This window comes from Gammaproteobacteria bacterium, from assembly GCA_029881255.1.
Taxonomy (GTDB): Bacteria; Pseudomonadota; Gammaproteobacteria; order S012-40; family S012-40; genus JAOUMY01.
Genome location: JAOUMY010000002.1, coordinates 217,124 through 239,934 on the forward strand (window position 1 = coordinate 217,124; position 22,811 = coordinate 239,934).

Consider the following 22,811-nt stretch of genomic DNA (forward strand, 5'->3'; position numbering starts at 1 on the left):
CTCAAGTAAACGACATGCAAAACAAAGTAATTGAAATTTCTCTACTGGGACTGGCCATCGGATTTATACCGGTGATACCCGTGTTGTGGATTATGTATCGCTGGGGAATGAAAACCGCCAATACGCTCTACGGCCTGGGCCGCATGCTCGTCCAGTTGATGATAGTCGGTTATTTTCTGGCCTTCATTTTCAACAGTTCAAGCTTACTACTTATCTCAGGCATTCTTAGCGTAATGCTGGCCGCGTCAAGCTGGATCGCGCTGAACACTATTACCGAACATCGCACGACGTTTTTGTGGAACGCCTTTGTTGCCATACTATTAGGCGGTTGTAGTGTGTTGGCAATTATCATCAGCGGCGTTGTTCAGCCAAGTCCGTGGTATTCACCACAATATGTTATTCCACTGGCAGGAATGATCTTCGCCAACGCCATGAACGCCGTCAGCCTCAGTGCCGAACGTATGCTTTCAGAACTCCGACGTGGTGATGACTATCTCAGCGCCCGACACACCGCTTTTCAAGCAGCCATGATACCCGTGACCAATTCTTTGTTCGCCGTCGGCATCGTGTCTTTACCTGGAATGATGACCGGGCAAATTTTATCCGGTGTGTCACCACTCATCGCGGCGCGCTATCAAATCGTAGTCATGTGCATGATCTACGCGTCGTCAGGACTTTCCGCCGCTTACTTTTTGTGGCAATCGAAAAAACAGTTCAATACTTTATCCAATTGAGTTTTTTGCGCAACTACGACTGATTCATTCTAAAAGGCATATGATTTCGGAAACAGCTATCGCTCGATAGATAAGACAGGCAAAAAATATCTAGGCATCGCAGAGATCTTCCATACGCTCAACTTCCCGTATGGTGATATACCCATTCTCAACTGAGATCAAACCGTCTTCTTCCCAGGCCTTGAGCTGTTTGTTAATGCTCTCGCGCGACGCACCGGCCAATTTACCGATATCGCCCTGAGACAGCTTCATACCAATCTCCACTCCGGTTTCCGTTTCGCGACCATAGTTGTCAGCGAGACCGAGAAAGCGTTTGGCAAGACGATTGGGAAGATTCTTGAAAAAATTATCTTCGCAGAGTTCATCAGCTTTGCGTACACGAGAGGCAATTGTCGATAGTAGACTGATAGCAACTTTGGGATTTTTCTCAAGGAAGGGCACAAAATCGCGTTTCTCGATAACCAGTAATTCAGAAGATTCGATGGTTTTTACCGTAGCGGTGCGTTCACCACCGTCGAGCATGGCAATTTCGCCGAAAATATCACCTGGTCCCAACAGACCAAAGGTCAGCTCTTTTCCTTCGTCGGAATCCGTTGTCAGACTCACGCTACCACGGACGATGAAATACATTTGCGTGCCGAGATCACCTCGACGAAAAACGACTTCGCGCTTTTTATAGGATTTGACTTTGGCGTATTGCGCCAGCCCCTTGAGCTGCCACTCTGGCACCTGATTAAACAAATAGCTTCTGGCGATAAGAGACTGCTTATCTTCCGCTGATCTGGTGTCCATGTTTGACTCCTCGATTACCCTCAATGTCACGCGTTTATCCTGAATTGCTCAGGCTACGCTGTATTGTAGTCAAGCGCAGACAAAAGGTGAAACGAAAAGCCGCGCTCTCCTATCGACAGCGCGGCGAAAACAGAGAAATCAAACTATAATCTATAGTTATATCAATCAATTACAGTCTTTATTAAGCAGCATTTCTAAATTTCAGTTTGCCTTGCAGAGGGAACTCGTGGACACCTTGCTGCTTTCTCAGCCATTTCAGATAAAACTTGGCCGCGCGGTATCCTTCGCGAAAGGACAGGGTGAGATGCTCAGGTTTAGTCAAATGCAGTCCTTTGAGCGCATGATGAAAACCTGCTTCAAAGCGATTTGCGCGCAAGTGTATGGGTATAGCAATGCCGACGTCCCGGGGTTTCGGATATTGGTAGTTCATAAGTGCCTCCGTCGTGTACCTATAAATAGGTATCGAGCAGGATTCGTTCCGAAAATGATAAAAGCGTCACAAGTTTGACGGCCAAATCATCATTTTATTCGCCAAACGCAATATATCCGCTACTTAGCGGCGTACTAAGAACAAGATAAAAACCAGGGTTAACCGCGAGCCGGAAAGCATCTCCTCTGTGAAGAACAAATGCCGAGGATATGTAAGCAAACAAGGCGAACAAAACAGGCCGTTTAACGACCGCTACGAGTGCGCTAAGATAGAGCACAGCAACTGGACCTCACATAGACAAAGATAAGGAAGTAGCGATGAGCGAAAATATCGATTCCGTCTTACACGAAGAACGCAGCTTTACTCCCGCTGACAGTTTTGTTTCTCAGGCAAACATCAAGGCTGCCGACCTGCAAGCCATGTATGAAAAGGCTGAGAAGGACCACGAAGGTTTTTGGGCGGACCTGGCGCGCACGGAATTGGCCTGGCACAAACCGTTCGCCAAGGTACTCGATAGTAGCAACGCACCTCATTACCAGTGGTTCACCGACGGCGAAATCAACGTATCCTACAACTGCCTGGATAAACACCTGGCAAGCCGCGGCGATAAAGTCGCCATCATCTTTGAAGGTGAAAAAGGCGACTCCAGGACTTACACCTATAAACAACTCCACGCCGACGTGTGTCGCTTTGCCAATGCCCTCAAAAAACAGGGCATCAAGAAAGGCGATCGCGTCGTCATCTATATGCCAATGACGGCCGACGCAGTTGTCGCGATGCAGGCCTGTGCACGCATAGGCGCGATACACTCGGTGGTGTTCGGTGGTTTCTCTGCCGAATCGCTCAAAGATCGTATCGAAGACGCCGGCGCGAAAATGCTGATTACCGCTGACGGTGGTCATCGTGGTGGCAAGATCGTCGAACTGAAATTGGCGGCGGACAAGGCCCTGTCCAAGGGATGCGCAACGATAGATAAAGTCATCGTTTTGAAGCGCACTGCGCACGCGGTAGAAATGAAGGCCGGGCGCGATATCTGGTGGGATGACGCAGTCGCAGGCATGGCAGATAGCTGCGAACCAGAGTGGGTAAACAATGAGCACCCCTTATTCCTGCTCTACACTTCCGGCTCCACTGGCAAGCCCAAAGGCATACAACATTCGTCGGGCAGTTACCTGCTCAACAGTATCCTGACCATGAAATGGGTATTCGATATCAAGGACAAGGATATCTTCTGGTGTACTGCCGACGTCGGCTGGATTACCGGCCACAGCTACGTCACCTATGGCCCACTCGCTACCGGCGCCACCATGTTAATCTACGAGGGTGCGCCCACCGTCCCTGACGCTGGTCGCTTCTGGAAGATCTGTCAGGACAAAAAAGTCACCATTTTCTACACCGCACCGACGGCGATTCGCGCCTTGATGAAGGCCGGTGACAGCTTCCCCAACGCCTATGATTTGTCCGCTTTACGCTTACTGGGCACCGTTGGCGAACCGATCAACCCTGAAGCTTGGATGTGGTATCACACCATCATCGGCAAAGAGCGTTGTCCGATTGTCGATACCTGGTGGCAAACCGAAACTGGTGCGCATATGCTTGCGCCGATTCCCGGCGCAATGGCTGCCAAACCAGGCTCTTGTACTCGCGCACTGCCCGGTATTGCTGCGGATATCGTCGACCAGGACGGCAAAATTATCACCGAACCCAATCAAGGTGGGTTCCTGGTGATTAAAAAACCGTGGCCTTCCATGTTACGCACCGTATGGGGTGACGATGAGCGTTATATCAAAACCTATTGGGGTGAATTCCAAAACCGTTACTACGTCGCTGGAGACAGCGCACGCAAAGACGCCGACGGGTATTTCTGGATTATGGGGCGCGTGGATGATGTACTGAATGTCTCGGGACATCGTCTAGGCACTATGGAAGTCGAATCCGCACTGGTGGCTCATCCACGAGTTGCCGAAGCGGCTGTGGTTGGCAGACCCGATGACATCAAGGGTGAAGCCATATTCGCCTATGTAGTTTTGCGCGGCGAGCGTCCTGCCGGCGGAGTCGACGAAGCGCTAACCAAGGAATTGCGCGGCTGGGTCAGCGAACAAATCGGGCCGATCGCCAGACCCGATGATATACGCTACGCCGACAATCTACCCAAAACCCGCTCGGGAAAAATCATGCGCAGATTACTGCGTACGATTGCTAAAGGCGAAGCGATTACTCAGGATACCTCGACACTGGAAAACGAAGCCATACTCGACCAGCTTCAAGGTAAGGCTTAAAACGCTGCGAGCGTGGCGAAAAACTCGCCGCGCTCGCAACACAATACGCTTCATTTTGAGGGCTAGTGAAATAGCTCACATACGTTATACTTGGAATAACTGCATAATGCGTTATCTCAAGAGTTAGATAGGGAGTCATGTCTATGAATGGAGTCGCCACCAAGCACTCACAGCAAAATCGCCAATCTGTTTTCTTTAAATTCGTTCAGCTTTTTTGTGTGTTTTTTATTCTGACTATGCCGGCACTGGCCAGGGATTCCATCGAAATTTCTTCGAGCAATGACTTCGAAGCACCGAATATCGAACACGATTTAAACAATGATGTACTGAAGGACAAAGCGGGCGATATCGTCGTTCGGGTTAGAGTTACCGATGAATTTAGCGTCAACTCGGTATCGCTATTCTTCCGTGACAGCGATAGCAACAAATACCGTAAACGCCCAATGTTAGCCGCTAAGGGTGAGAAGGATATATTTGAAGCCAGTATTCCAGCAGGATCGGTAACGGGTTCACGCATCGAATATTATTTCGAGGCCGATGACAAAGTCGGCAATAAAAAGTTGAAGGGCCTGGAGTTTTCACCGTTGAAAATGGAACTGGCCCGTTTAGGCATCCAAAAGGAAACACCTAAGCCGGCGGTGAGTAAAACCGATAGTATTGCGCAGACTAAACCTGTTGAAAAAGCAGAAGAGCCGGCTACATCTGAACCAGCACACGATCAACCACTCACTTCAACAGATTTCCCTATGGTATGGATACCAGGGCTTTAAATAAAAGGAATATGGAAATGAAAAAACTACTCGGCATTTCAGCGCTTACACTACTCCCCTTGGCAGCGAACGCGGGTCTTATTGGCGGTCTAACGCTGGAAAGTGGGCTGTGGCAAACCGGTATTGATGGCAATGCCATGGGATTCAGTATTGGTCCCAATGTCGCCTATACCCATGATCGTTACTTTGGCAGCTTTGGATTCACGCTTGGCAGCTATGAGGACAGTAATGCGCAGTCAACAATTGGCCAGAATGAAATCGATTTGTCTGTTGGCTATCGGGTTTTACCCATGGCGTCTGCCTTTGTAGGGCTACGACAAACCTTTCTCTCGTATACGAATAAACCCATAGAGCTAGAGTTCAAAGACAATATCACCACCGTGGGCGCAGGTGTAGCGGTGAACTATCCGCTGACTAACAAGCTATTTATTGTTGGCGCGACATCTCTAGGTATCCCCTTCGCTTCATACAGCAGCGACAACCAGGCAGAAGTGACAGGTAATGGCTTTAGAACTTCTCTGGAGGCTGGAGCAACTTATCGCCTAAACCGCCAAAGCAGCCTCAATGCGCGTTTGAAGGGACAAAATCTGGTTGTCAATTATGACGCCACTCAGAGCAGCTGGAATACCTCGACCTGGAAACTCAGCCTGGGTTTGACTCACGCTTTTTAACAAGCGAATTCGAGTTAAAACAAGAAATAGCGGAAACAATCATGAAGAAAAAGGAAAGTGGAATTACTTCCACTTTCCTTTATCCCATTTCATCTGATCCCAACTGGAACCGAGGGTAGTCTTGTCTTCATCTGATGGATGACCTGACTCATGCTCCGCACCCACTCCGCAAGCAGACAAGACCACGACTGAAAAGATCAAAACCAATAGATTTAAGCGCATGTTCTTTCCTCCTGAAAGACTTTTAAAGTGCAACGTTGATAAGAATATTACACTTTTTCATCGCCAAGGTGTTAAGAGGTTAACAACTTCCAGGCATTAAAGGCAAGTAGACTTAACAACAGAACTCAACATTGAAACAAATCCACCAGGAAAGGAATCTACTATGTACATTACAAAAGGTCTTGTTTTCGCAATCGCGCTAGGCATTGTGGCCAGCATGAATGTCAACGCCGAAACATTGGGTGACGACGCCCTGATCAAGTTTGAGGCCAATACCCCGGCCAAGGCAGATGATGTTAATCAGAATTTTGAAAAGTTGCGTGAGGCTAGCAATAGCAATGAAGAAAAAGCCACTCAACTAGAAACGAGGGCCAATGCTGTTGACATAAAAATAGACGCCATAGAGCTCGTAACATCTGACGGTGGCAAAGCGAACAACAACGCACGCAACCACGACAGGTATACTGACGACGAAGCTCGCGCAGCGGTGTCAATGGGCACCATACCTGGCGACATCAACATGGGTGGTAACAATATTCAAAACGTTGGGAACCTTCCTGACGGGAAGACCTATGCTTCGTTAGTTCGAATTCGTACACGCGGTTGGGTTTCGACACTCGGCGGTTCACCCGAAAAAGACTTTGCGCAGGACGCAATGAATGGTGTGGTTACTATTGACGGCGAGACAGTCATGGAGTTGAAGCGATCCTATAACTTAATAGTCATGGAACGTGCTACTGGAAATATTGTGTTTACACAAGAATACGATGTGTTTGATAACGCAGCGAATGCCCAAGCGATGGCTGATAAACTTGCCACGCTTAGCATTGATCACATAGTGATTGTGGCGACGTTTGATGAACCTAAAAGTCGCCGTCTCCTGAATGGACTTGATGGGCAAATGCTGCGTTGTGGTGCCAGTCAGGTGTTTACAGGTGGACAATTTCGTTATCGTTCAGCCTATGCACTTGTTGGAATTTGTGACATGGGGCCAGGTTCAGGTCTCGAGTATTATTCGGGCGAAGTCGATAATGACACGACGGCATTTGTTGATGCTTCTGTTGTCATCACCGATGGTTCTTTCAACGCGCCAGCTAAACCCGTAAATGGCAAATGGATTGACCTGCCACTTGCGGCAGGTTTTTCCGCATATGGAAATGAACATCAGACACCGCAATACAGAATTCAGGGAGACGTTGTGTGTTTGAGAGGCTTAGCTACAGCAACAATCGCAGCAGGCAATCCCAATGTTGCTATCGCAAACTTACCGATAGGCTACAGACCACCCGCTATCGAAATTTTCTCAGCGTCAGGATACAACGGAGGCATAGGTGACAGAGTCGACGTGCGCGCTAATGGGCAAGTTGCACTCGTATCACAAGACACCAACACTTGGGTCTCGCTTGCAAACATGTGCTTCTCGATATCTCCGTAATTCGTCACTTAAATAAAAAAGCCTGAAACTGTTTCACAGTTTCAGGCTTTTTTATCGTCTAAACCCTTCGCTATCAGTCCAACTTCCCTTCCCGCTTCAACAACACATGCTTAGGGCGAAAGGCTTTCACAAAATCCGTATTTGTTTCAATAAACGGCCCATCGATCAGATCGATACAATACGGCACGGCGGGAAACACCGCGTTTAAACAATCAGAAATTGCCGAGGGTTTTCCGGGAAGATTGATAATCAAACTACTGCCACGAATGCCCGCTGTTTGGCGTGACAATATCGCCGTCGGCACCACCTTGAGAGATTCGAGACGCATCAATTCACCGAAACCGGGCATCATTTTTTCGCACACTTTTTCGGTAACGTCCGGTGTAATGTCGCGTTTGGCCGGGCCGGTACCGCCGGTTGTCACGACTAACTGACACGACTCTTCGTCACACAAACGCAACAAGGTGGCTTCAAGTATTTCCCGCTCATCCGGCACCACACAGCTCACCGCTTCCCAGGGAGATGCCAATGCCTTATCCAACCATTCACGAATCGCCGGGCCACCACGGTCCTCGTACACACCCTGGCTGGCCCGGTCAGAGACCGTCACGATTCCAATACGCATAATCTGCTGAGTCATCACATTGTTCCTGTTTCGTTCGTGCCTGGAAGCGACGTTCGGAATGAAACTTACTGCTCGGCCAGACGCTCTTCCAAAGGCTTGCGCTTGAATTTGTGCAATACAAAAAACTTGATATCCATGCCGACCGCAAAAGATGCGGGCACTGTAATCAGCGTGATTACTGTCGCAAATATCAATCCTGAAGACAAGGCCAGCGCCATGGGTGCGACAAAAGGATCACTACCACCCCAACCATAGGCGGTCGGTAACAAACCTACGACTGTTGTAGTTGCGGTAAGAATAACCGCGCGCAAACGACGACGTCCTGCCAGGATCAAGGCCTCGACATAATGCATACCATCCTCGATCGCACGCTGGACAAAGACCAGCAACACAAGCGAGCTGTTCACCACCACGCCCGACAATGCCACCATTCCCATTAAGGCAAAGAATGACAGCGGCATGGGCTTCCAGTAAATACTGTGCAAGTAGAAACTCACCACAATGCCGATGGCACCAAACGGAATTGCCAGCATGACAAAGAAAGGATAGCTCATATTATTGAACTGTATCGCCAGAATAAAAAAGATACCGATAAGCGCAAACAAGAATGAGAACGCCAGGTCACGGATAGACTCCTGGTTTTTCTCCGCTTCACCACCGAATTGAATACTCACTTTCGATCCATCGTCGCCTATCCATTGATCTTTTTTCTCGGCAACGATCTTGTTGATTTCAATACTGGTCAGTTTCTCGGTATTCACATTGGCGGTCACCGTCACCACGCGTATACCTTGTTTGTGACGGATCGTGGTAAAGCCTTCGTACTCCTGAAAATGAGCAATCTTGGCCAACGGCACCAGACCACCCCGCTGATTTGGAATCTCGATCTGCTTTAATACCTCAAGCTGATTTTCCGTTTCAGGAAAACGTATCGTGACGTCAATTTCTTCAGAACCGCGTCGTGTGGTACTGACAACCAGACCACCAACAACCGCACGCACGTGGCTAGCAGCAACAGCCAGGTTCACACCGGTATAGGCCGCCATTTCGCGATTCATGACGACGTGCACTTCTTTGTCACCAGGTTGCAAACCACTCTCGACGGAGATAACACCATCGACTCCCTGAACAATATCGATCAAACGTTGCGCCACACGTTCACTCGCAGCGGCATCATTGCCCGAAATTTCCACTTCCAACGCACGCCCCGTTGGCGGACCAGGCTTTATCTCTTCAACAGTGATCTTCAGGTCCGCATATTTCTCACCCAACATCGCACTGACTTTCTTCATATCTACCAGGGCATCATGATCGGGACGAGATACGGCCGGCGTATACATCACACGCAACTGTGCATAGCGAGAACCGATCTGCGTTAATGGGTCACCGGCATCACGTTGGATCTGACCGACAGAAGCCAGGGTACTTTCCAAGGTATCTTTATCCACGATTTGCCGCACATCTTTATCGATGTTCTGCATGATTTTACGCATCGCTTGCAAGGACGTACCTGGTGCAGCAACTACACGCACGATATATTGCTCTACACCAACAGCCGGAAATAACTGGAACGAACTTTTTTTGGCTATGCCTACACTTGCAACCAGCATCACCACAGAGACAATCACAGTTAACCATCTCAGTTTTAATGCCCAGTGCAAAACTGCGGCATAAAAATTTTCCAGCCCTTTAATCCAGGCTCGCTCCTTCGGGTGTTTGTTTGGATTGGAAACCGTCACCACGTGGGCTGGCAACATAAGAAACGATTCCAACCAGGAGAAAAACAACAAGGTACAGACTACAATCGGTATGGCGACAATAAATTTACCGATCAAGCCGGAAACAAACACCATGGGTAGAAACGCGACGATAGTCGTCATAACCGTTGCGGTTACAGGTCCGATGAGTTCATAGGCACCTACTATTGCCGCATCCCGTGGTTTTAAACCCTTCTCCATGTGATAAGTAATATTTTCACCAACGATGATCGCATCATCAACCAACATACCCAACACCATGATAAAACCAAGCATGGAGATCATATTCAGCGTGACACCGGACACCCATAACACGGTCAGACCTGTGAGGAAAACGATAGGTAAGCCCCAAGTCGTAGTCACCGCCACTGACGGGCGCAGAAACAAAAACAAGGCGCCTAATACTAATAGGATTCCGACGATACCGTTATTGGTCAACACGCCGAGACGCATGCGCGTAAAGCGCGACATATCCTGATAGGTATCAACGCGTACTTCGGCGCCGTATTTTTCCGCAATCGTACCGAGATAGTCTCGTACTTTATCGACTGTGCGTATGATGTCGGCGTCCGCCTTTTTCATGACGATCATATTGACCGCCGGTTGACCACCTACATCATAGTATTTGTCTGCTTTGACCAGAGTTTCACTAATCGTGGCGATGTCTTTCAGTTTTAGGCCATCACCAAATTCATTCGAACGAATAACCAGATTGGCAATATCTTTAGTATTGCGAAATTCGCCAACAATGCGCACGGACTTTTGTCCTTCAGGTGTATTGATCTCTCCACCTGGGGCATTGATATTCCATCCGGATAACAAGGCACTGACTTCGGAAACAGATACGTGTTCCTTGTCCATCTTTTTCACATCGAGGGTGATGCGCAATTCCTCTTTGCGTGTGCCCTGTACCGTGACGCGGGCAATTCCGTCCACGGCTAACAAATCGTCTTCTATCTGATCCGATAGACGCTTCAAACCAAGATCGTCAAACGGACCGGATACCGAAAGCTGCATGACCGGAAATACCGCGCCATCAATCTCCAACACAAACGGATCTGCGGGTAAGTCGGTAGGTAGTTTTGCTCGATCAATCGCCAATTGGACTTCACTGGTCAGGCGTGCTCGATTGGAGGCATCCGGGTCAAGCTCCAAGGTGATGCGCGTCGATCCGGGAAACGAAACCGAAGTGACTTTGTCAATGCCACTCAATGCCTTCAACTCTTGCTCGATCGGCGTTACCACCAAACGTTCTATCTCTTCTGGCGTTGCGCCGGGATAAAACGCCGACACCGATATCTGATCCAGATTCACATTGGGAAAGGCCTCGCGATTGATATTAAACGTCGCCCACAGGCCGAGTATGATAAGCAATACCGAGACGAGATTGACGACAAGTTCACGATTGACCAGGAAACTGATTATTGCATTCATTGTGTTACTCCCCAGCCTTTTCCAACGGGACGACTCGTTGCCAGATGTTGCCACTGACTACAGACAACTTTGCAAACTTCTTTGCCAGTTCAACTTTTTGTTGTTCCAATGCGAGACGCGCAAAGCTGAGATCGTTTTCATAGAAAATCAACTGTTGCGTATCCGCCCTACCTCGACGATAGCGTTCAACACCTTCATCGAGTTTTTGTTGCTCTTTGTCCAGGCGTGAGTTCAATTCCTTAATCGCATTCGAAGTTTCATTCATTTCCGCAACGAGTCTAGACAATTCATATTTCAATTTCGTCTTTTCCATTTCCAATTCACGCTGCGCTACCTGAATGTCGATGCGATACTGGGAGATTTCTGCACCTATATCGCGATTATCCATTTTACGTTGAAAATCCAAACCAACAGAAAAGGCATAGTCTTGTTCATTTACAGTACCGGTGGCGCTGTCGCCATATTTAGCGCGCCCCCCAAGCGTGGCAAAGCCGTCCAACTTGTCCCGTTTCTTATCTCCAGCGATACTAATTTGGGACTCTGCCATAGCGATTTGCAATTCACTGAGTTTAATCGAAGGTGACCACTTCACCGCTGCCTCAAACAAGACCGAATATTCGGGAAGCGCATCGACCTCTAATTTCGCGTCAGCAACAACGCTACCTATCGGATCTGCATTCATGAACTGATTTAGCGTGGCGACAAGACTGGTATGTGCAATCTTCAACACTTCGAGATCGGCTTCTCGTGCCTTGATCTGTGCATTCATCTGCAGAATATCTTTCTGCTCCGACAGGCCAAGTTCTTTATTGCGTTTGTTATATTTCAACAGACGGCGACTGCGCTCGATCGCGTCCTCCGCATTTTTCATTTGAATCTGAATCGCCACCAAACTGTAAAATACATCTACTGTTTGCCGCGCCATGGCATCTTGTACGAAAAAACGCTGCAAATCAGTCATGTCCTCGCCCAGTGCCGCGATTTTCTTACCCAGACGATATGACGGCAAACCGAGACCACGTAATAAAGGATGTCGATAACTGATATCAATATTGGCGTCGTGTGAAGGATTAGGAAGTATTGGAAACAATGCCGCATCCGCATTCGCATAGCTGTAACCGCCGCCAATACCGACAACTGAACCGTTTGGCATAACGCGCGCGATATTGCCGTTAAAGCGCATTGTATCCTGTGGAATACTGCCGAAACCGATATCGTGGGAATAGCTACTTTGACCGCTGACTTGCCATCCCAGCATACTGTCAAACTTCTCTTTCTCCAGCCCACTACGCTCTTTTTTCAGTCGCGCCACTTCCAAATCAAGCGACTTATCCACCACTCTTTGTAGAACCTGTTCGAGTGTCATGCTTGATGCCATCGTCCCAAAGGGAATTGATGTCGTCAAAAATACTGCAGCCGTCAGCAAAACCTTCTTCATTATTCTCTGTCACCTTTTAGCACGGAATTCATAATCATATTGTTGATCTCGTCGAGCGGAAACGCGTTTCCTTCGCCCTTTTGTACCGGGAGAGGATAGTCGCTGAACATTTGCATCATGCGCTTGCGCATCGGTTCTCCAGTGGTATAAATGCTGAGACTTCCCATGATCAACATGTGTACCAGAAAGGGATTCACCGTGCGGAACTGTTTTGTCTCGATGCCTGCGGCAATAACCTCACGCAATATCTTCTGCACTTCACACATCGCCAACATGCCGCGTTCCGGAATGCGTTCTGCGCCTGACACCACCTCGCGCATCATCACCGCCGGAAAATAGCGATAACGCCCGGCCATATGCTCGGCCAGAGTCTTGATATAGGCGCGCAATTGCCGGGTTGGTTCACTTTGCTGCGACACCGCATGGCGGACACCCTCCAGTGTTGCTTCCAGAGGAGCGACAAAGATGTGTTCATACAAGGCCTGCTTGTTCCCGATGCGGTAATACATGGTGGCCTTATTGACCCCGGCATCAGCGGCGATTTCATCCACACGGGCCCCTGAGAACCCCTTCTCAGCAAAGTGTTTTGCCGCAATTTCCAGAATAAAATCTGTTAGTTCTGGCGATTTTTCCACACTATTCACGAGATAACTAACCAGTTAGTTAAACCAATTGGTTAAGGTATCGGCCCCACCCGATATTTGTCAATGCAATTTCGGCTTTGATACAGTCTCGTCATGAAAAAAATTGTATCTTTGATTTGCCTACTGGCCTTGGTTGGCTGTGTCCACACGTCGTCCCGGCTCTCAGAATTTGCCAGTGATGGTTGTAGTCTGTTCCCCGATGGTGATTTCAAAGATCCCAACGCCTGGTGCGACTGCTGTGTCCAGCACGATATGGTCTATTGGCGAGGGGGAAGTGAGGCGGAACGGGTCGATGCCGATCTGGCCCTCAAACACTGCGTCGAACAGAAAACCGGCAATCGCCCACTGGCGGAAATCATGTACCAGGGGGTGCGCTTTGGCGGCTCACCATACTTTCCCAACTGGTATCGCTGGGGCTATGGCTGGCAATATGGGCGAGGTTATGCCCCCCTCACTGATGAGGAAAGACTGCAAGTCACTCGCAGGATGGCCGCATATTACAAAAATCCGCCTGCCAAGCAATGTCCGGATTGAACAAACATAGGTCTACACGCCAAGTGAGCGGGCAGCGATATCCAATCCCAGAAAGGACAGGCACTCAGGTTCCAGTTCTTCACCTGCCCGACGCAAAATACGGCGCTGATGTTCATCGGATAAGAGTGTTCGATGATCACCCACCTGGCCACGTCGAATAAATCCACCGGGCTTGAACAGCGGCTTTGTATCACCATTGTGGCGAGTGAATTTTTCGCTATGCGCCTTCATCCAGGGGAACGAGCTGTGCAGCAATGCACGTTGCCGTTGTTCTGGCGAAATACTCCATCCGAGAAACTCCAGAATCTGGTCGATGCAGCCGGGTAAATCCAGTTTCATATCTTCATAGCGCAACCACAACACGTTTTCATCGTGTCTGTGTGGCCACCAGCTTTTGACGTTGCGATACCAGGCACCAAAACCCAGCCAGTCCTCTACATATTGATCGAAGGTAGGCGGCTCGCCTATGCCACGCCGCGCCCGCGCCTCGTCGGTCAAATCCTGCAGATGATGATAAAAGCTCACGCAGCAGTCGCGTGGGTCACGGGAACTAAGTATGACTTTGACCGTGTCGATGCCGGGCGTCTGCTCATATGTACAATGGGTCTTGAATACACGCGGATTATTTATGGTCTCAAAGTCCGCCAAAACCTCCTGCCAGCTGCGACCGATTTGCGGCCATTCTATCCAAGGCACCACATCGTTAATCGACTCAAAACTGTCATCACCTCCGGATTTCAGCTGATACAGTATTTGCTGCATCCAGGTGGTGCCCGCCTTTGGTGCCGTGGTTATCAACACATCGCTAGCGCGTGGCCGGAAATTCGCCAGGGCATAGGGATCATGAAAAGGTGAAGCGTGTCCCCAACGGGGATCGAGTTTTTGTGACATGTGACGAATGGTAATCTCAAATGACGGTCAGGGAAAGTTCGCGTCCGTTATTGATGATGATTTTGGCCGTCCCAGTGGTCCCCGCGACCTCGATGACCAAGGTGTTCTTGTCTTTGGCACTGACATTGAGTTGCATGTTCGCCGGTCGCATAGAAGAGATGTTGTCGATGACGTCGTTTGCATTTGAAGGAATCAGATAAAGATAAGTCACCTTGCCCCGCTCCACTTTCACTGTATCCTGATTTGAGGAAAGACGAACAATATTCCCCTGAAGACTCCGTGTACGGAAGACCCAGTCCATACTTCCGGCGATACCATCGGCAATGTATTCCAGTTCAACTCGATATCGACGATTCCACTCCAGTCTTTGCAGTGGGAACAGCGCAAATTCATGACTACTTAACAACTTATTCGGATCGTTGTTCGTGTCCAGCTGCAGAGTGGATTCAATATAGACATCATCCACCAGATCATACAAACGAAACGCCGTCACGCTCACACTAGCGTAAGCCACGCGATTGAACTGCACAGTTACGGGATATCCGGAAACCGAATGTTCTGGCAATGGATCCGGGTCCTCTTCATAGAACACGGGAGGGATATCAAACGCGTTCTCCGCTGGCCACACCACAATGCTATTGTTTTTTTGTCGCGTTGAGACTACTGCCTGCATCACTTCGGCACTATCTATTGTTGCGCCGCTCGCACAATAGCCTTCAAAGGATACTCGATGTTCCTCGGTAGTTTTGCACAGCGTATTGATTTTCGAATTCCCCATATTGTGCACTACCAGGGTTTTATTTTTTCTCAGCTCGCTGCTACTGATGCCTATACTGTCTAGATCAAGATTGAATAGATTCAAACGATGATAGATTGCGCTCATTAGGTTATCCACGGCAATCATGTCGCCGTCCCCTGTCGCTATCCCCTCAAAAACAAAGCGTGTGCTATACCCCGCCGCCAAAGCTCTCGCGCTGGCATTTTCACCGGTATATTCATCGAGTGCAGCGTCTTCTTCATGACTGTAGCGACTATTGTTTTTCAAATAGCGCAAATGATTCTCGGCCGCCGTTTGCAAATTATCATTCTTGTTCAAAGCACTCAGACCGGCGGATTGGCGCAGATGGTTGATATATTCGTAGAGATCGCTAAACACTACGTAGTCTTCTTCCACCGTTTTTGTCGCAACGAAAGGCAGCATTCCATCAGATCGTGCGACACCGCAGGAATTGAGCGTAAAAACTGATAACAGAAAGAAAGCGACGATTGTCGTTCTATACATGAGACTCCCAGAATCGTTCTTGTTTTAACTACAGTTCAACGATGAGTTTGTCTTTTTACGCGACAGGCATTAATCCTGACTTATCGGGAATAGCGTGAAGAGAGCATTAGAAAAAGAGAAGATGGTGCCCGGGGCCGGAGTCGAACCGGCACGGATTATTCATCCGAGGGATTTTCTTACCCGCTACAGCTTTCGCTGCTCTATCTATATTAGATAGATTTGTGGTCTGGACTTTCTCTTTGCCGTGTTATATTGCTACAACTTAGGCAGGAGCCGTCAAGTCTCTACACTTTTCCTGAACAAAATGAAACTATACAAATATTCAGAGAAAGATCTCAGAGAAGCGGTAAGAAATTCGACTTCTATGAGACAAACCCTAGATAAACTTTGCGTTTCACCTTTTGGTGGCAACTACGATGTATTGCGAAAAGCGCTATATCACTTCGCGATCGATACATCTCATTTTCGCGGTCAAGCATGGAAAAAAGGCAAGTCACTGCCTCCAAAAACGTCCACAGAGGACTACCTTTCTAACAAACTTCCAATTCAATCATACAAACTAAAAAGGCGCTTGATAAAAGAAGGGTACTTTCAGCATTTGTGTTCAAAATGTGGGAACACCAAATGGCTAAACGAACCAATTCCTCTCGAACTCGACCACGTCAATGGGGACAAAAAAGACAACAGATTAGAGAATCTTCGACTTCTTTGTCCAAATTGCCACGCTTTTACACCGACGTATCGGAGTAAAAACCGGTCCAGGACTTAGCTCGGGATTGCCACCACCACTACGTGCTGAGGTTTCCCCGAATTTGACTCCATTCACGCCAGGTGTTTCCAGCCTGGGTGCTCAAAAGTTTAAGTCCCTTGCGTCTACCAATTTCGCCACCCGGGCCACGGGAAAGCGGCCGCCATTATAACCACTTCAACTTCTTATTGGAAATGATTGTACGAAGGGATTCGCAATTGAAAAAAACATAAAAAAAGGAAAAAAGAAGATGGAGGCTGAGCCCGGAATCGAACCGGGGTACAAGGCTTTGCAGGCCTCTGCATGACCACTCTGCCACCCAGCCATCAAAGAGTGTGGAAGTATAACGTGAGACCGTGGTGATGTCTCCCTATACGGCCTTTGCAAGGCCCCACAATTCACTACGCTAAAATCAAAAAACCCCGGCAAGCACCGAGGTTTTGAATTTGGAGCGGGAAACGAGACTCGAACTCGCGACCCCAACCTTGGCAAGGTTGTGCTCTACCAACTGAGCTATTCCCGCGTCAAGCGAGGACGTATTGTACCTTCAAAACACTCCTTGTCAAGCCGGTGGACAAGGAATTTCCTTCACATATTTTCTCAGCCCAAAGGTAGCGATTTCAGTCGGTTAGCGGCTGGTTTTCGCTCACTATTTGCGCCTGAGCAGGCATTTTTCAGTGCAAAATAATTAAGTGCTCTATAAGATGCTTCGGGGATAATTCAAGCACTTAACCCAGCCCCCGACCATGTGGACAACAGAATCCACAGCGCGGGAACACTGGCAAGCGTGTTGGAACAGGGGTGAGAAAAGTGAAAAAAACATCCGGGAAAAAACCCGGCTTCAGTTTGGTTGAGCTACTTGCGGTTATTACCATCGCCGGTATTCTTGCCTCATTCGCCATTCCAGCCTATTACAGTTTTTTGCAACGCGGGTATGTGGCCGATGCCACCTCTAGCCTGACGCGCCTGGCCAACCAGCTGGAATCCAGTTTTCTCGACAGCCGCAATTATGCCAACGCACAAGGTCAATGCGCGGTTCCCACCGATGACACCAGTGATTATTTCGATATTCAGTGCGCTATCACCGGTCAAGGTTTGAACCAGTATTTATTGAGCGCGACCACCACCGCTCGTTTTGACCAGGAAAAGACCTACGTCTATAGCCTGGACAATAACGGTCGCCGCCAGACACGGGTATTTATCAATAATAGTGAAACTGCCCACCATGAATGTTGGCTGGTGAGCAACAACGGGGCATGTATTTGATGAGCGCTCGACACAATCAAAGTGGCTCGTTGATGATCGAATTAGTCATCGTAATGACGATCGTGGTGATACTGGGCAGTGTTGCCATGCCGGATCTACATCGGTTTCTGGTGCGTCGTGACATAGACAATACACGCTCGATGCTGATTCAGTCCCTGCACTATGCGAAACAGATGGCGCGTGCGGAAAACACCCTGGTCGATGTTCAGGTGGGAAGCAATCGTCTGACGATCAAGCCACGCAATACAGCACGCGAGATTTCCCGTCAGTTTTCGCAACGCATCAATCTCGTTAGTGCCAATAATACAGTTGGTCTCAGTTTTGTTTTTCGCCCGATGGGTACGCTGGCCCGCGAAGATGATGACCTGGTCATCGATGCCGACGCGGATTTATTGATTAAGATTCTTCCTCAGGATACCCGTCTGACCGGTATCGAAGACAGTGTGGTAATCGGAAATTATGGCAGTCTCGCATCCCGTTAATACACAATCAGGATTCACTCTGATCGAAACGCTGGTAGCAATCACCGTGCTGACTGTTGGCATGCTCTCGATCTCCATGAATCTCACCCTTGGCCTCAAATCCCGCATCGATACGGAAATCCATTCCGAGGCGATGCAGGTGACAGCGCAATATGTGGAACCACTGAGTATCGCAGCAGGATCAGACCTCGAACGTTTTCGTGACTTGATTATGTCGCTCAACACCGTGCCTGCACAGTCGCGCTATCAGGTATCGATCAATTCAGTCCATGACGCGAAGCAAGTTGATTTGCGTGATGCACCCAGCGGATCCTGGGAACCGCCGTTCACGCTGGTCATGAACGTCGCCTATCGCGGCAAGAATAATCTCGCGCTAAACTTTCCCACAACGCATGTCTTCGTGCCATGAACAAAATCACATCGCAACAAGGATTCAGCCTGGTCGAGATGATGATCGCTATAACCCTGGCGAGTCTAATCACCATCATGGCTTTGTCGATGTATTTCATACAGGACCGCAACATCGGCATCGAAGAAAAGCGCAGCGGTAATATCACGCTTAGCGAAACAAGTTATAGCTCGCTTAGTCGCTTATTGCGTCACGCCTTGAGCAATACCGTCACGATTAATTATGGCAATGGTCGGCTAAATACCGCCAATAATGACTCGCCAGAAATTAGCAGCGATGAAATGACCGTAGATTTTTCATTGCCGCCAAACTATCCCATCTGGCCAAATGATAAACTTCCGTATGACAAACCATGGGTTCGACTGCATTGGTCAAACAGACCACAGGCCGATGCGCCGTACAGCATTACTATTGCTACCGCTGCCAACCCTGCGGATCTTGCGAATGCAACGCCCGGCAAACTCACACCTGATGAGGGTGAAAATCTGATCGCCAATCTGGACTTCTGGCCACTCGATGCAAACGGAAATGTTCAGGCCTCGCCCCAGGCCGCGGCCCCCGGTGGTTACCTTTTGTCTGTCACCTCACGCACCACGATACCGGATCAAAACTATCAGCATCCACGCCTGGCGCAGAACAATCCCCTGGCGCAATTTCGCACCCACTCCCTGCAGGGCGTGGTTTCGCCGAGGAATTAAGCGATGAAGCAACAGGGTTTTATACTTATATTCGTCGCGTTAATTCTGATGGCCTTGAGCCTGGTTTCGATCAGGTATTTCAACGGCTCTATCGGCGCGAAAAAAATTGCCGCTTATAATCGCGATGCAGAAGAATCTTTTATGTTCGCCGAAGGGGCTCTCAATACCGTATACGGTGGCTTTGTTTACAAAGCAGATTTCAATCAGGATGGCACCATCGACAAAGATGCAGCAATCAATCTGGACCAGCCCTCCCCCTTGCCGAATCCCTATATGTATTTTGTCTCAGCAGAAAACAAGATCGTGCAGACCATCCCATCGATACTGCAACGCATAGCGGATGGTGAAGCACGCGGGCGCGGCAATAGCGTTAATGGCGCGATTGTTCCGGCAACTGCCACAACTTTGAAAATCGATGATTTGTTTGGCGATACCGTCAGACCGATTTTGTTTACACAGGACGCAACTGGCCTGCAACAGGTCACGGGGAGCACCTGGGCGAATCTTGACAATGAAAACGCCAGGGCTGCTACCTGGATAGAAATCATACGCGACACCTATCAGCCTAATCGCCTTTATTTGTTTGTGCAGTCCATGGCCCAGGTCGGTGATTCGCGCAGTTATATACAACGTTATATCGGCGAATATACCGATACCATTGGACACCAGGTAAGTGCATTGACGGAAGCCAACCCGCATCCAGCAAGCAGCAACAGGGAGCGTCACCATGATGACTAAACAGAGAATTTTTATTGTATTGCTTTTGCTTGCTCTTACACCGTCGCTTGCAATGGCATCCTCAGAGCGTGAGAAGAAGAACAAGAATCCCGGCAGTCTGATTATCGACAACAGCCTGGGAAAACCTGGAAGCATGGGCATTACCACGAATATGCGTGTCGGTCTGGACGACGATAGCGATGACCATCACCGTGGCGATATCGAAGAGTGCGAGAACGAGCACGACACGATTTCTCGATCATGTAATAGCTTCGAGTTGGAAGACGGCGCAGACCTGCAGGTAATCCAACGCAACACACAAGACCAGCTCCGTATCGAGAGCGGCGTGTTTAACACCGAGTCCACCAGTTACAATAATTTCGGCACCGACAATCAACTACGCCTGTTTGAAAACGAAAACCACTTATTCGATATCGCACGTTTTCGCGAAGCGGCGAAGAAACTTAGCCTGATCACTACCACAGCCGAACCGTTTACCTATGGCAATATCACCTGGAAACAGTTTATCGATAACGTCGCCCATGCGCGCACCATGCACGGCATCGTGCGCGTCGAGATACCGTTGCAGCGCTTAAGCGATGTCCCGCGTTCATCAAACGAAGAGCATCGTTATCGCAGTCGCAGCGGCAAGCGTTACGGATTTTGTGGCAAGGAAAAAATCGAAAAATGTGGTTGCGGGCCGGGAACGAAAAGAGAAGGCGGTGACGATGACGACTACGATGAAACTCACATCAAACCCGGCGAAAAAATTTGCGATATTAAGATTCCCAGCTTTGCACGCATAGACGTACGCGGCTCCATACTCTTTGAATGGGTGGATTGCGATACGCGTGAACCGATCGCCCTGGAAGACCTGCCAGAAAAATCCGAAGATTTGCAGATCAAGGTTTCGGTTCCCCTCAGTATCAATCCTGCGCTTGCGGATACGGATACCAGTATGAAGAACACGCTTGCGATAGCCGCGCTGACGGCGGGCAAAAGCTGCGGCCCTGGCAGGCCGTGCAGCTTCCCGTTCGAAGTGCCTTTAAGCGCATCTTCCTTGCTGCCACCGGCCAGCGATTCGCGATTTCACCAGTTATTTAGCGCGTCCGAATATGCGGCCTTAAGCCACCCGATGCGCTATGGCTCGCTTATGCCTAGCGGCTATACCAAGGGTTGGGTCGAGGCCTTTCAAACTTTGGGCATCACCGGCGCGAAGTGGCGCAGCTATGGATTTCAAACACCGACGTCTGATAGTGCGATCATCAATGCAGAAGATATTCACGTTCAAAACAACACACCATTTGAAGACATTCCCGTGTATATGTATACCGGCGGTCTGTTCAAACTCGAACACCACATCAATATCTCGGGGCTGCTATATATTCCGCGCGCATTAGATCTCGAACAAGAAGGCATTGAACTGGAACGCAAAGTCAAAAAACACGATGAGGAATACGAAAGAGAAGACGACCACTATCGTGAATATAGCCACTTCAAACGGGTCTATCGTTCCGAAAGCGAATACCATGACCACGAATATTCCAGTTGTCCGAAAAAGACAGAACACTACGAAACAGAGATTCCTGCCAAACAATATATCAGTGGCGCAATTGTAGTACGTGATGGTTTTTCAATTGAAGTGGAAGACGGTGGTGGCGCAACAATCATCGCTAATGATCCGGCTACCTATGACAATATGCGCGGTTCAGGAGGCAGTCATATGGCGAAAGGATTTGTTGCGTTTAAAAAGGAAACTACCGCATCACCGGGAAATTCGGGAGGAAATAATCCCAGCTCAGGAAGTGGAAATCAGAACGGCTCTAACAATGATGATCAAAACAACAACGGCAATACCGGTCCTTCAACAGGGAACCGTCCAACCTTACCCTTGTGGATGGAAATTAGACCACGCTAGTTTTCTTAATGGATATCTGGTAGACGCTGCGATGATTTTCTCATTACCGTCTAAACCCGTGAGCCTCAACTCATTCCAGATTTACCTTAGTTCCAGCAATCCTGATTGGCATTGGGCGCAGTAGTCACCGGTCCGTTATGATTAATCACGAAATTACCACAGGTATCATTGACCTGATCCGTCCCCGCAACTGCTGAGGCCGATACTTCAAAAGTTAGTGCCGTCGATTTAGTACTATCGATTTGAATATCGTAGAAACCCGCTGTGGTTTGTATCGTCGCAGTTGTGTAACCAAGTTGAGTTAAGCTACTCGCGTAGTTAGGGCTGTTCAGGCGAAAGCGTTCCTGTGCCAGGGCAACTTCCAATAAAATCGAAACCGCCTCGGCGCGACGACCATCACGCACCTGATTGATATAGTTCGGATAAGCGATAGCGGCAATAATACCAACGATCGCAATTACCAGCATAATCTCTATTAGTGAAAATCCGCTGCTTCTACTTTTCATATGTAATTTCCGCAATTCTGTCTTACCAACTAGCCCGATACTTGTTACGGTTCGCGTCCTAAAAACTTAAGCTTTTGCCTCAATAGACGAAATCAAGAACACAAGTCATCAATTTTGGCTACCCATTGG

Annotated in this window: 22 protein-coding genes and 2 tRNA genes; 12 read left to right on the plus strand and 12 right to left on the minus strand. The window is 48.8% G+C overall.

Features of this window, described 5'->3' with window-relative positions; genetic code table 11:
* Positions 1–14 precede the first annotated feature (14 nt).
* Positions 15–734, plus strand: coding sequence for an ABC transporter permease (locus OEZ43_06110; protein ID MDH5545148.1), 720 nt, complete (start codon positions 15–17; stop codon positions 732–734).
* Between the two features lie 90 nt (positions 735–824).
* Here OEZ43_06110 and OEZ43_06115 read toward each other — a convergent pair whose 3' ends face one another.
* Together OEZ43_06115 and OEZ43_06120 are read right to left on the minus strand one after the other, a co-directional pair.
* On the minus strand, positions 825–1,526 hold the full coding sequence (locus OEZ43_06115; protein ID MDH5545149.1) for a Crp/Fnr family transcriptional regulator: 702 nt from the start codon (positions 1,524–1,526) through the stop codon (positions 825–827).
* A gap of 181 nt (positions 1,527–1,707) precedes the next feature.
* The gene (locus tag OEZ43_06120; GenBank protein MDH5545150.1) at positions 1,708–1,956 is read right to left on the minus strand and encodes a hypothetical protein; all 249 of its coding nucleotides are present in this window, start codon (positions 1,954–1,956) and stop codon (positions 1,708–1,710) included.
* A gap of 317 nt (positions 1,957–2,273) precedes the next feature.
* Here OEZ43_06120 and acs point away from each other — a divergent pair, with 317 nt between their 5' ends.
* From acs to OEZ43_06135, 3 genes are all read left to right on the plus strand, one after another.
* A complete protein-coding gene (gene acs / locus OEZ43_06125; GenBank protein ID MDH5545151.1) occupies positions 2,274–4,235 on the plus strand; it encodes an acetate--CoA ligase in 1,962 nt (653 codons plus the stop codon).
* A gap of 143 nt (positions 4,236–4,378) precedes the next feature.
* Positions 4,379–5,005 carry a hypothetical protein gene (locus OEZ43_06130; protein MDH5545152.1) on the plus strand — a complete coding sequence of 209 codons (627 nt, stop codon included), beginning with the start codon at positions 4,379–4,381 and terminating at the stop codon, positions 5,003–5,005.
* A 17-nt stretch (positions 5,006–5,022) separates the two neighbouring features.
* A complete protein-coding gene (locus tag OEZ43_06135) occupies positions 5,023–5,676 on the plus strand; it encodes a porin family protein (GenBank protein ID MDH5545153.1) in 654 nt (217 codons plus the stop codon).
* 63 nt (positions 5,677–5,739) lie between these two features.
* Here OEZ43_06135 and OEZ43_06140 read toward each other — a convergent pair whose 3' ends face one another.
* Positions 5,740–5,898 carry a hypothetical protein gene (locus OEZ43_06140; GenBank protein MDH5545154.1) on the minus strand — a complete coding sequence of 53 codons (159 nt, stop codon included), beginning with the start codon at positions 5,896–5,898 and terminating at the stop codon, positions 5,740–5,742.
* 163 nt (positions 5,899–6,061) lie between these two features.
* On the opposite strand from OEZ43_06140, the gene OEZ43_06145 reads away from it, so the two are divergent.
* Positions 6,062–7,333 carry a hypothetical protein gene (locus tag OEZ43_06145; protein ID MDH5545155.1) on the plus strand — a complete coding sequence of 424 codons (1,272 nt, stop codon included), beginning with the start codon at positions 6,062–6,064 and terminating at the stop codon, positions 7,331–7,333.
* Positions 7,334–7,406: 73 nt separating this feature from the next.
* On the opposite strand, the gene mog is transcribed toward OEZ43_06145, so the two are convergent.
* Genes mog through OEZ43_06165 form a run of 4 tightly spaced genes read right to left on the minus strand, consistent with a single transcriptional unit; the run spans position 7,407 to position 13,231 of the window.
* Positions 7,407–7,973 carry a molybdopterin adenylyltransferase gene (gene mog / locus OEZ43_06150; protein MDH5545156.1) on the minus strand — a complete coding sequence of 189 codons (567 nt, stop codon included), beginning with the start codon at positions 7,971–7,973 and terminating at the stop codon, positions 7,407–7,409.
* 50 nt (positions 7,974–8,023) lie between these two features.
* Entirely contained in the window at positions 8,024–11,149 is a 3,126-nt protein-coding gene (locus OEZ43_06155) for an efflux RND transporter permease subunit (protein MDH5545157.1), read from the minus strand.
* Positions 11,150–11,153: 4 nt separating this feature from the next.
* Positions 11,154–12,587 carry a TolC family protein gene (locus OEZ43_06160; protein MDH5545158.1) on the minus strand — a complete coding sequence of 478 codons (1,434 nt, stop codon included), beginning with the start codon at positions 12,585–12,587 and terminating at the stop codon, positions 11,154–11,156.
* Positions 12,587–13,231 (minus strand): TetR/AcrR family transcriptional regulator, encoded by a 645-nt coding sequence (locus tag OEZ43_06165; protein ID MDH5545159.1) that lies wholly within the window; start codon positions 13,229–13,231, stop codon positions 12,587–12,589. Before OEZ43_06165 ends, OEZ43_06160 begins: the two co-directional genes overlap by 1 nt.
* Positions 13,232–13,342: 111 nt before the next feature.
* Here OEZ43_06165 and OEZ43_06170 point away from each other — a divergent pair, with 111 nt between their 5' ends.
* Positions 13,343–13,765, plus strand: a complete 423-nt coding sequence (locus OEZ43_06170; protein MDH5545160.1) for an FAD-binding oxidoreductase — start codon at positions 13,343–13,345, stop codon at positions 13,763–13,765.
* A 12-nt stretch (positions 13,766–13,777) separates the two neighbouring features.
* On the opposite strand, the gene OEZ43_06175 is transcribed toward OEZ43_06170, so the two are convergent.
* From OEZ43_06175 to OEZ43_06190, 4 genes are all read right to left on the minus strand, one after another.
* On the minus strand, positions 13,778–14,656 hold the full coding sequence (locus OEZ43_06175; protein MDH5545161.1) for a sulfotransferase domain-containing protein: 879 nt from the start codon (positions 14,654–14,656) through the stop codon (positions 13,778–13,780).
* 16 nt (positions 14,657–14,672) lie between these two features.
* On the minus strand, positions 14,673–15,938 hold the full coding sequence (locus tag OEZ43_06180; protein ID MDH5545162.1) for a CAP domain-containing protein: 1,266 nt from the start codon (positions 15,936–15,938) through the stop codon (positions 14,673–14,675).
* Between the two features lie 999 nt (positions 15,939–16,937).
* Positions 16,938–17,011: transfer RNA gene (locus OEZ43_06185), tRNA-Cys, on the minus strand.
* Between the two features lie 122 nt (positions 17,012–17,133).
* A tRNA-Gly gene (locus OEZ43_06190) sits at positions 17,134–17,209 on the minus strand.
* A gap of 287 nt (positions 17,210–17,496) precedes the next feature.
* Between OEZ43_06190 and OEZ43_06195 the strand changes: the two genes are divergently transcribed.
* The 6 genes from OEZ43_06195 to OEZ43_06220 are packed head-to-tail and all read left to right on the plus strand — an operon-like array spanning position 17,497 to position 22,176.
* On the plus strand, positions 17,497–17,952 hold the full coding sequence (locus tag OEZ43_06195) for a prepilin-type N-terminal cleavage/methylation domain-containing protein (protein MDH5545163.1): 456 nt from the start codon (positions 17,497–17,499) through the stop codon (positions 17,950–17,952).
* On the plus strand, positions 17,952–18,434 hold the full coding sequence (locus OEZ43_06200; protein ID MDH5545164.1) for a hypothetical protein: 483 nt from the start codon (positions 17,952–17,954) through the stop codon (positions 18,432–18,434). The genes OEZ43_06195 and OEZ43_06200 overlap by 1 nt, the downstream gene beginning before the upstream one ends.
* Positions 18,412–18,843 carry a prepilin-type N-terminal cleavage/methylation domain-containing protein gene (locus tag OEZ43_06205; protein MDH5545165.1) on the plus strand — a complete coding sequence of 144 codons (432 nt, stop codon included), beginning with the start codon at positions 18,412–18,414 and terminating at the stop codon, positions 18,841–18,843. The genes OEZ43_06200 and OEZ43_06205 overlap by 23 nt, the downstream gene beginning before the upstream one ends.
* The gene (locus OEZ43_06210; protein MDH5545166.1) at positions 18,840–19,541 is read left to right on the plus strand and encodes a prepilin-type N-terminal cleavage/methylation domain-containing protein; all 702 of its coding nucleotides are present in this window, start codon (positions 18,840–18,842) and stop codon (positions 19,539–19,541) included. Before OEZ43_06205 ends, OEZ43_06210 begins: the two co-directional genes overlap by 4 nt.
* Before the next feature lie 3 nt (positions 19,542–19,544).
* Entirely contained in the window at positions 19,545–20,279 is a 735-nt protein-coding gene (locus OEZ43_06215; GenBank protein MDH5545167.1) for a hypothetical protein, read from the plus strand.
* Positions 20,269–22,176: a hypothetical protein gene (locus tag OEZ43_06220; GenBank protein MDH5545168.1), complete on the plus strand. Its 1,908-nt coding sequence runs from the start codon at positions 20,269–20,271 to the stop codon at positions 22,174–22,176. The genes OEZ43_06215 and OEZ43_06220 overlap by 11 nt, the downstream gene beginning before the upstream one ends.
* 86 nt (positions 22,177–22,262) lie before the next feature.
* Here OEZ43_06220 and OEZ43_06225 read toward each other — a convergent pair whose 3' ends face one another.
* Positions 22,263–22,682 (minus strand): prepilin-type N-terminal cleavage/methylation domain-containing protein, encoded by a 420-nt coding sequence (locus tag OEZ43_06225; protein ID MDH5545169.1) that lies wholly within the window; start codon positions 22,680–22,682, stop codon positions 22,263–22,265.
* Positions 22,683–22,811 lie beyond the last annotated feature (129 nt).

What these genes read in the sequence shown, in the direction of transcription:
- mog (MDH5545156.1), bottom strand. Translation starts at nt 7,973, where the DNA reads ATGACTCAGCAGATTATGCGTATTGGAATCGTGACGGTCTCTGACCGG.
- OEZ43_06140 (MDH5545154.1), bottom strand. Translation starts at nt 5,898, where the DNA reads ATGCGCTTAAATCTATTGGTTTTGATCTTTTCAGTCGTGGTCTTGTCT.
- OEZ43_06175 (MDH5545161.1), bottom strand. Translation starts at nt 14,656, where the DNA reads ATGTCACAAAAACTCGATCCCCGTTGGGGACACGCTTCACCTTTTCAT.
- OEZ43_06220 (MDH5545168.1), top strand. Translation starts at nt 20,269, where the DNA reads ATGATGACTAAACAGAGAATTTTTATTGTATTGCTTTTGCTTGCTCTT.
- OEZ43_06155 (MDH5545157.1), bottom strand. Translation starts at nt 11,149, where the DNA reads ATGAATGCAATAATCAGTTTCCTGGTCAATCGTGAACTTGTCGTCAAT.
- OEZ43_06110 (MDH5545148.1), top strand. Translation starts at nt 15, where the DNA reads ATGCAAAACAAAGTAATTGAAATTTCTCTACTGGGACTGGCCATCGGA.
- OEZ43_06120 (MDH5545150.1), bottom strand. Translation starts at nt 1,956, where the DNA reads ATGAACTACCAATATCCGAAACCCCGGGACGTCGGCATTGCTATACCC.
- OEZ43_06115 (MDH5545149.1), bottom strand. Translation starts at nt 1,526, where the DNA reads ATGGACACCAGATCAGCGGAAGATAAGCAGTCTCTTATCGCCAGAAGC.
- OEZ43_06215 (MDH5545167.1), top strand. Translation starts at nt 19,545, where the DNA reads ATGAAGCAACAGGGTTTTATACTTATATTCGTCGCGTTAATTCTGATG.
- OEZ43_06225 (MDH5545169.1), bottom strand. Translation starts at nt 22,682, where the DNA reads ATGAAAAGTAGAAGCAGCGGATTTTCACTAATAGAGATTATGCTGGTA.
- OEZ43_06130 (MDH5545152.1), top strand. Translation starts at nt 4,379, where the DNA reads ATGAATGGAGTCGCCACCAAGCACTCACAGCAAAATCGCCAATCTGTT.
- OEZ43_06145 (MDH5545155.1), top strand. Translation starts at nt 6,062, where the DNA reads ATGTACATTACAAAAGGTCTTGTTTTCGCAATCGCGCTAGGCATTGTG.
- OEZ43_06160 (MDH5545158.1), bottom strand. Translation starts at nt 12,587, where the DNA reads ATGAAGAAGGTTTTGCTGACGGCTGCAGTATTTTTGACGACATCAATT.
- OEZ43_06200 (MDH5545164.1), top strand. Translation starts at nt 17,952, where the DNA reads ATGAGCGCTCGACACAATCAAAGTGGCTCGTTGATGATCGAATTAGTC.
- OEZ43_06210 (MDH5545166.1), top strand. Translation starts at nt 18,840, where the DNA reads ATGAACAAAATCACATCGCAACAAGGATTCAGCCTGGTCGAGATGATG.
- OEZ43_06205 (MDH5545165.1), top strand. Translation starts at nt 18,412, where the DNA reads ATGGCAGTCTCGCATCCCGTTAATACACAATCAGGATTCACTCTGATC.
- acs (MDH5545151.1), top strand. Translation starts at nt 2,274, where the DNA reads ATGAGCGAAAATATCGATTCCGTCTTACACGAAGAACGCAGCTTTACT.
- OEZ43_06180 (MDH5545162.1), bottom strand. Translation starts at nt 15,938, where the DNA reads ATGTATAGAACGACAATCGTCGCTTTCTTTCTGTTATCAGTTTTTACG.
- OEZ43_06135 (MDH5545153.1), top strand. Translation starts at nt 5,023, where the DNA reads ATGAAAAAACTACTCGGCATTTCAGCGCTTACACTACTCCCCTTGGCA.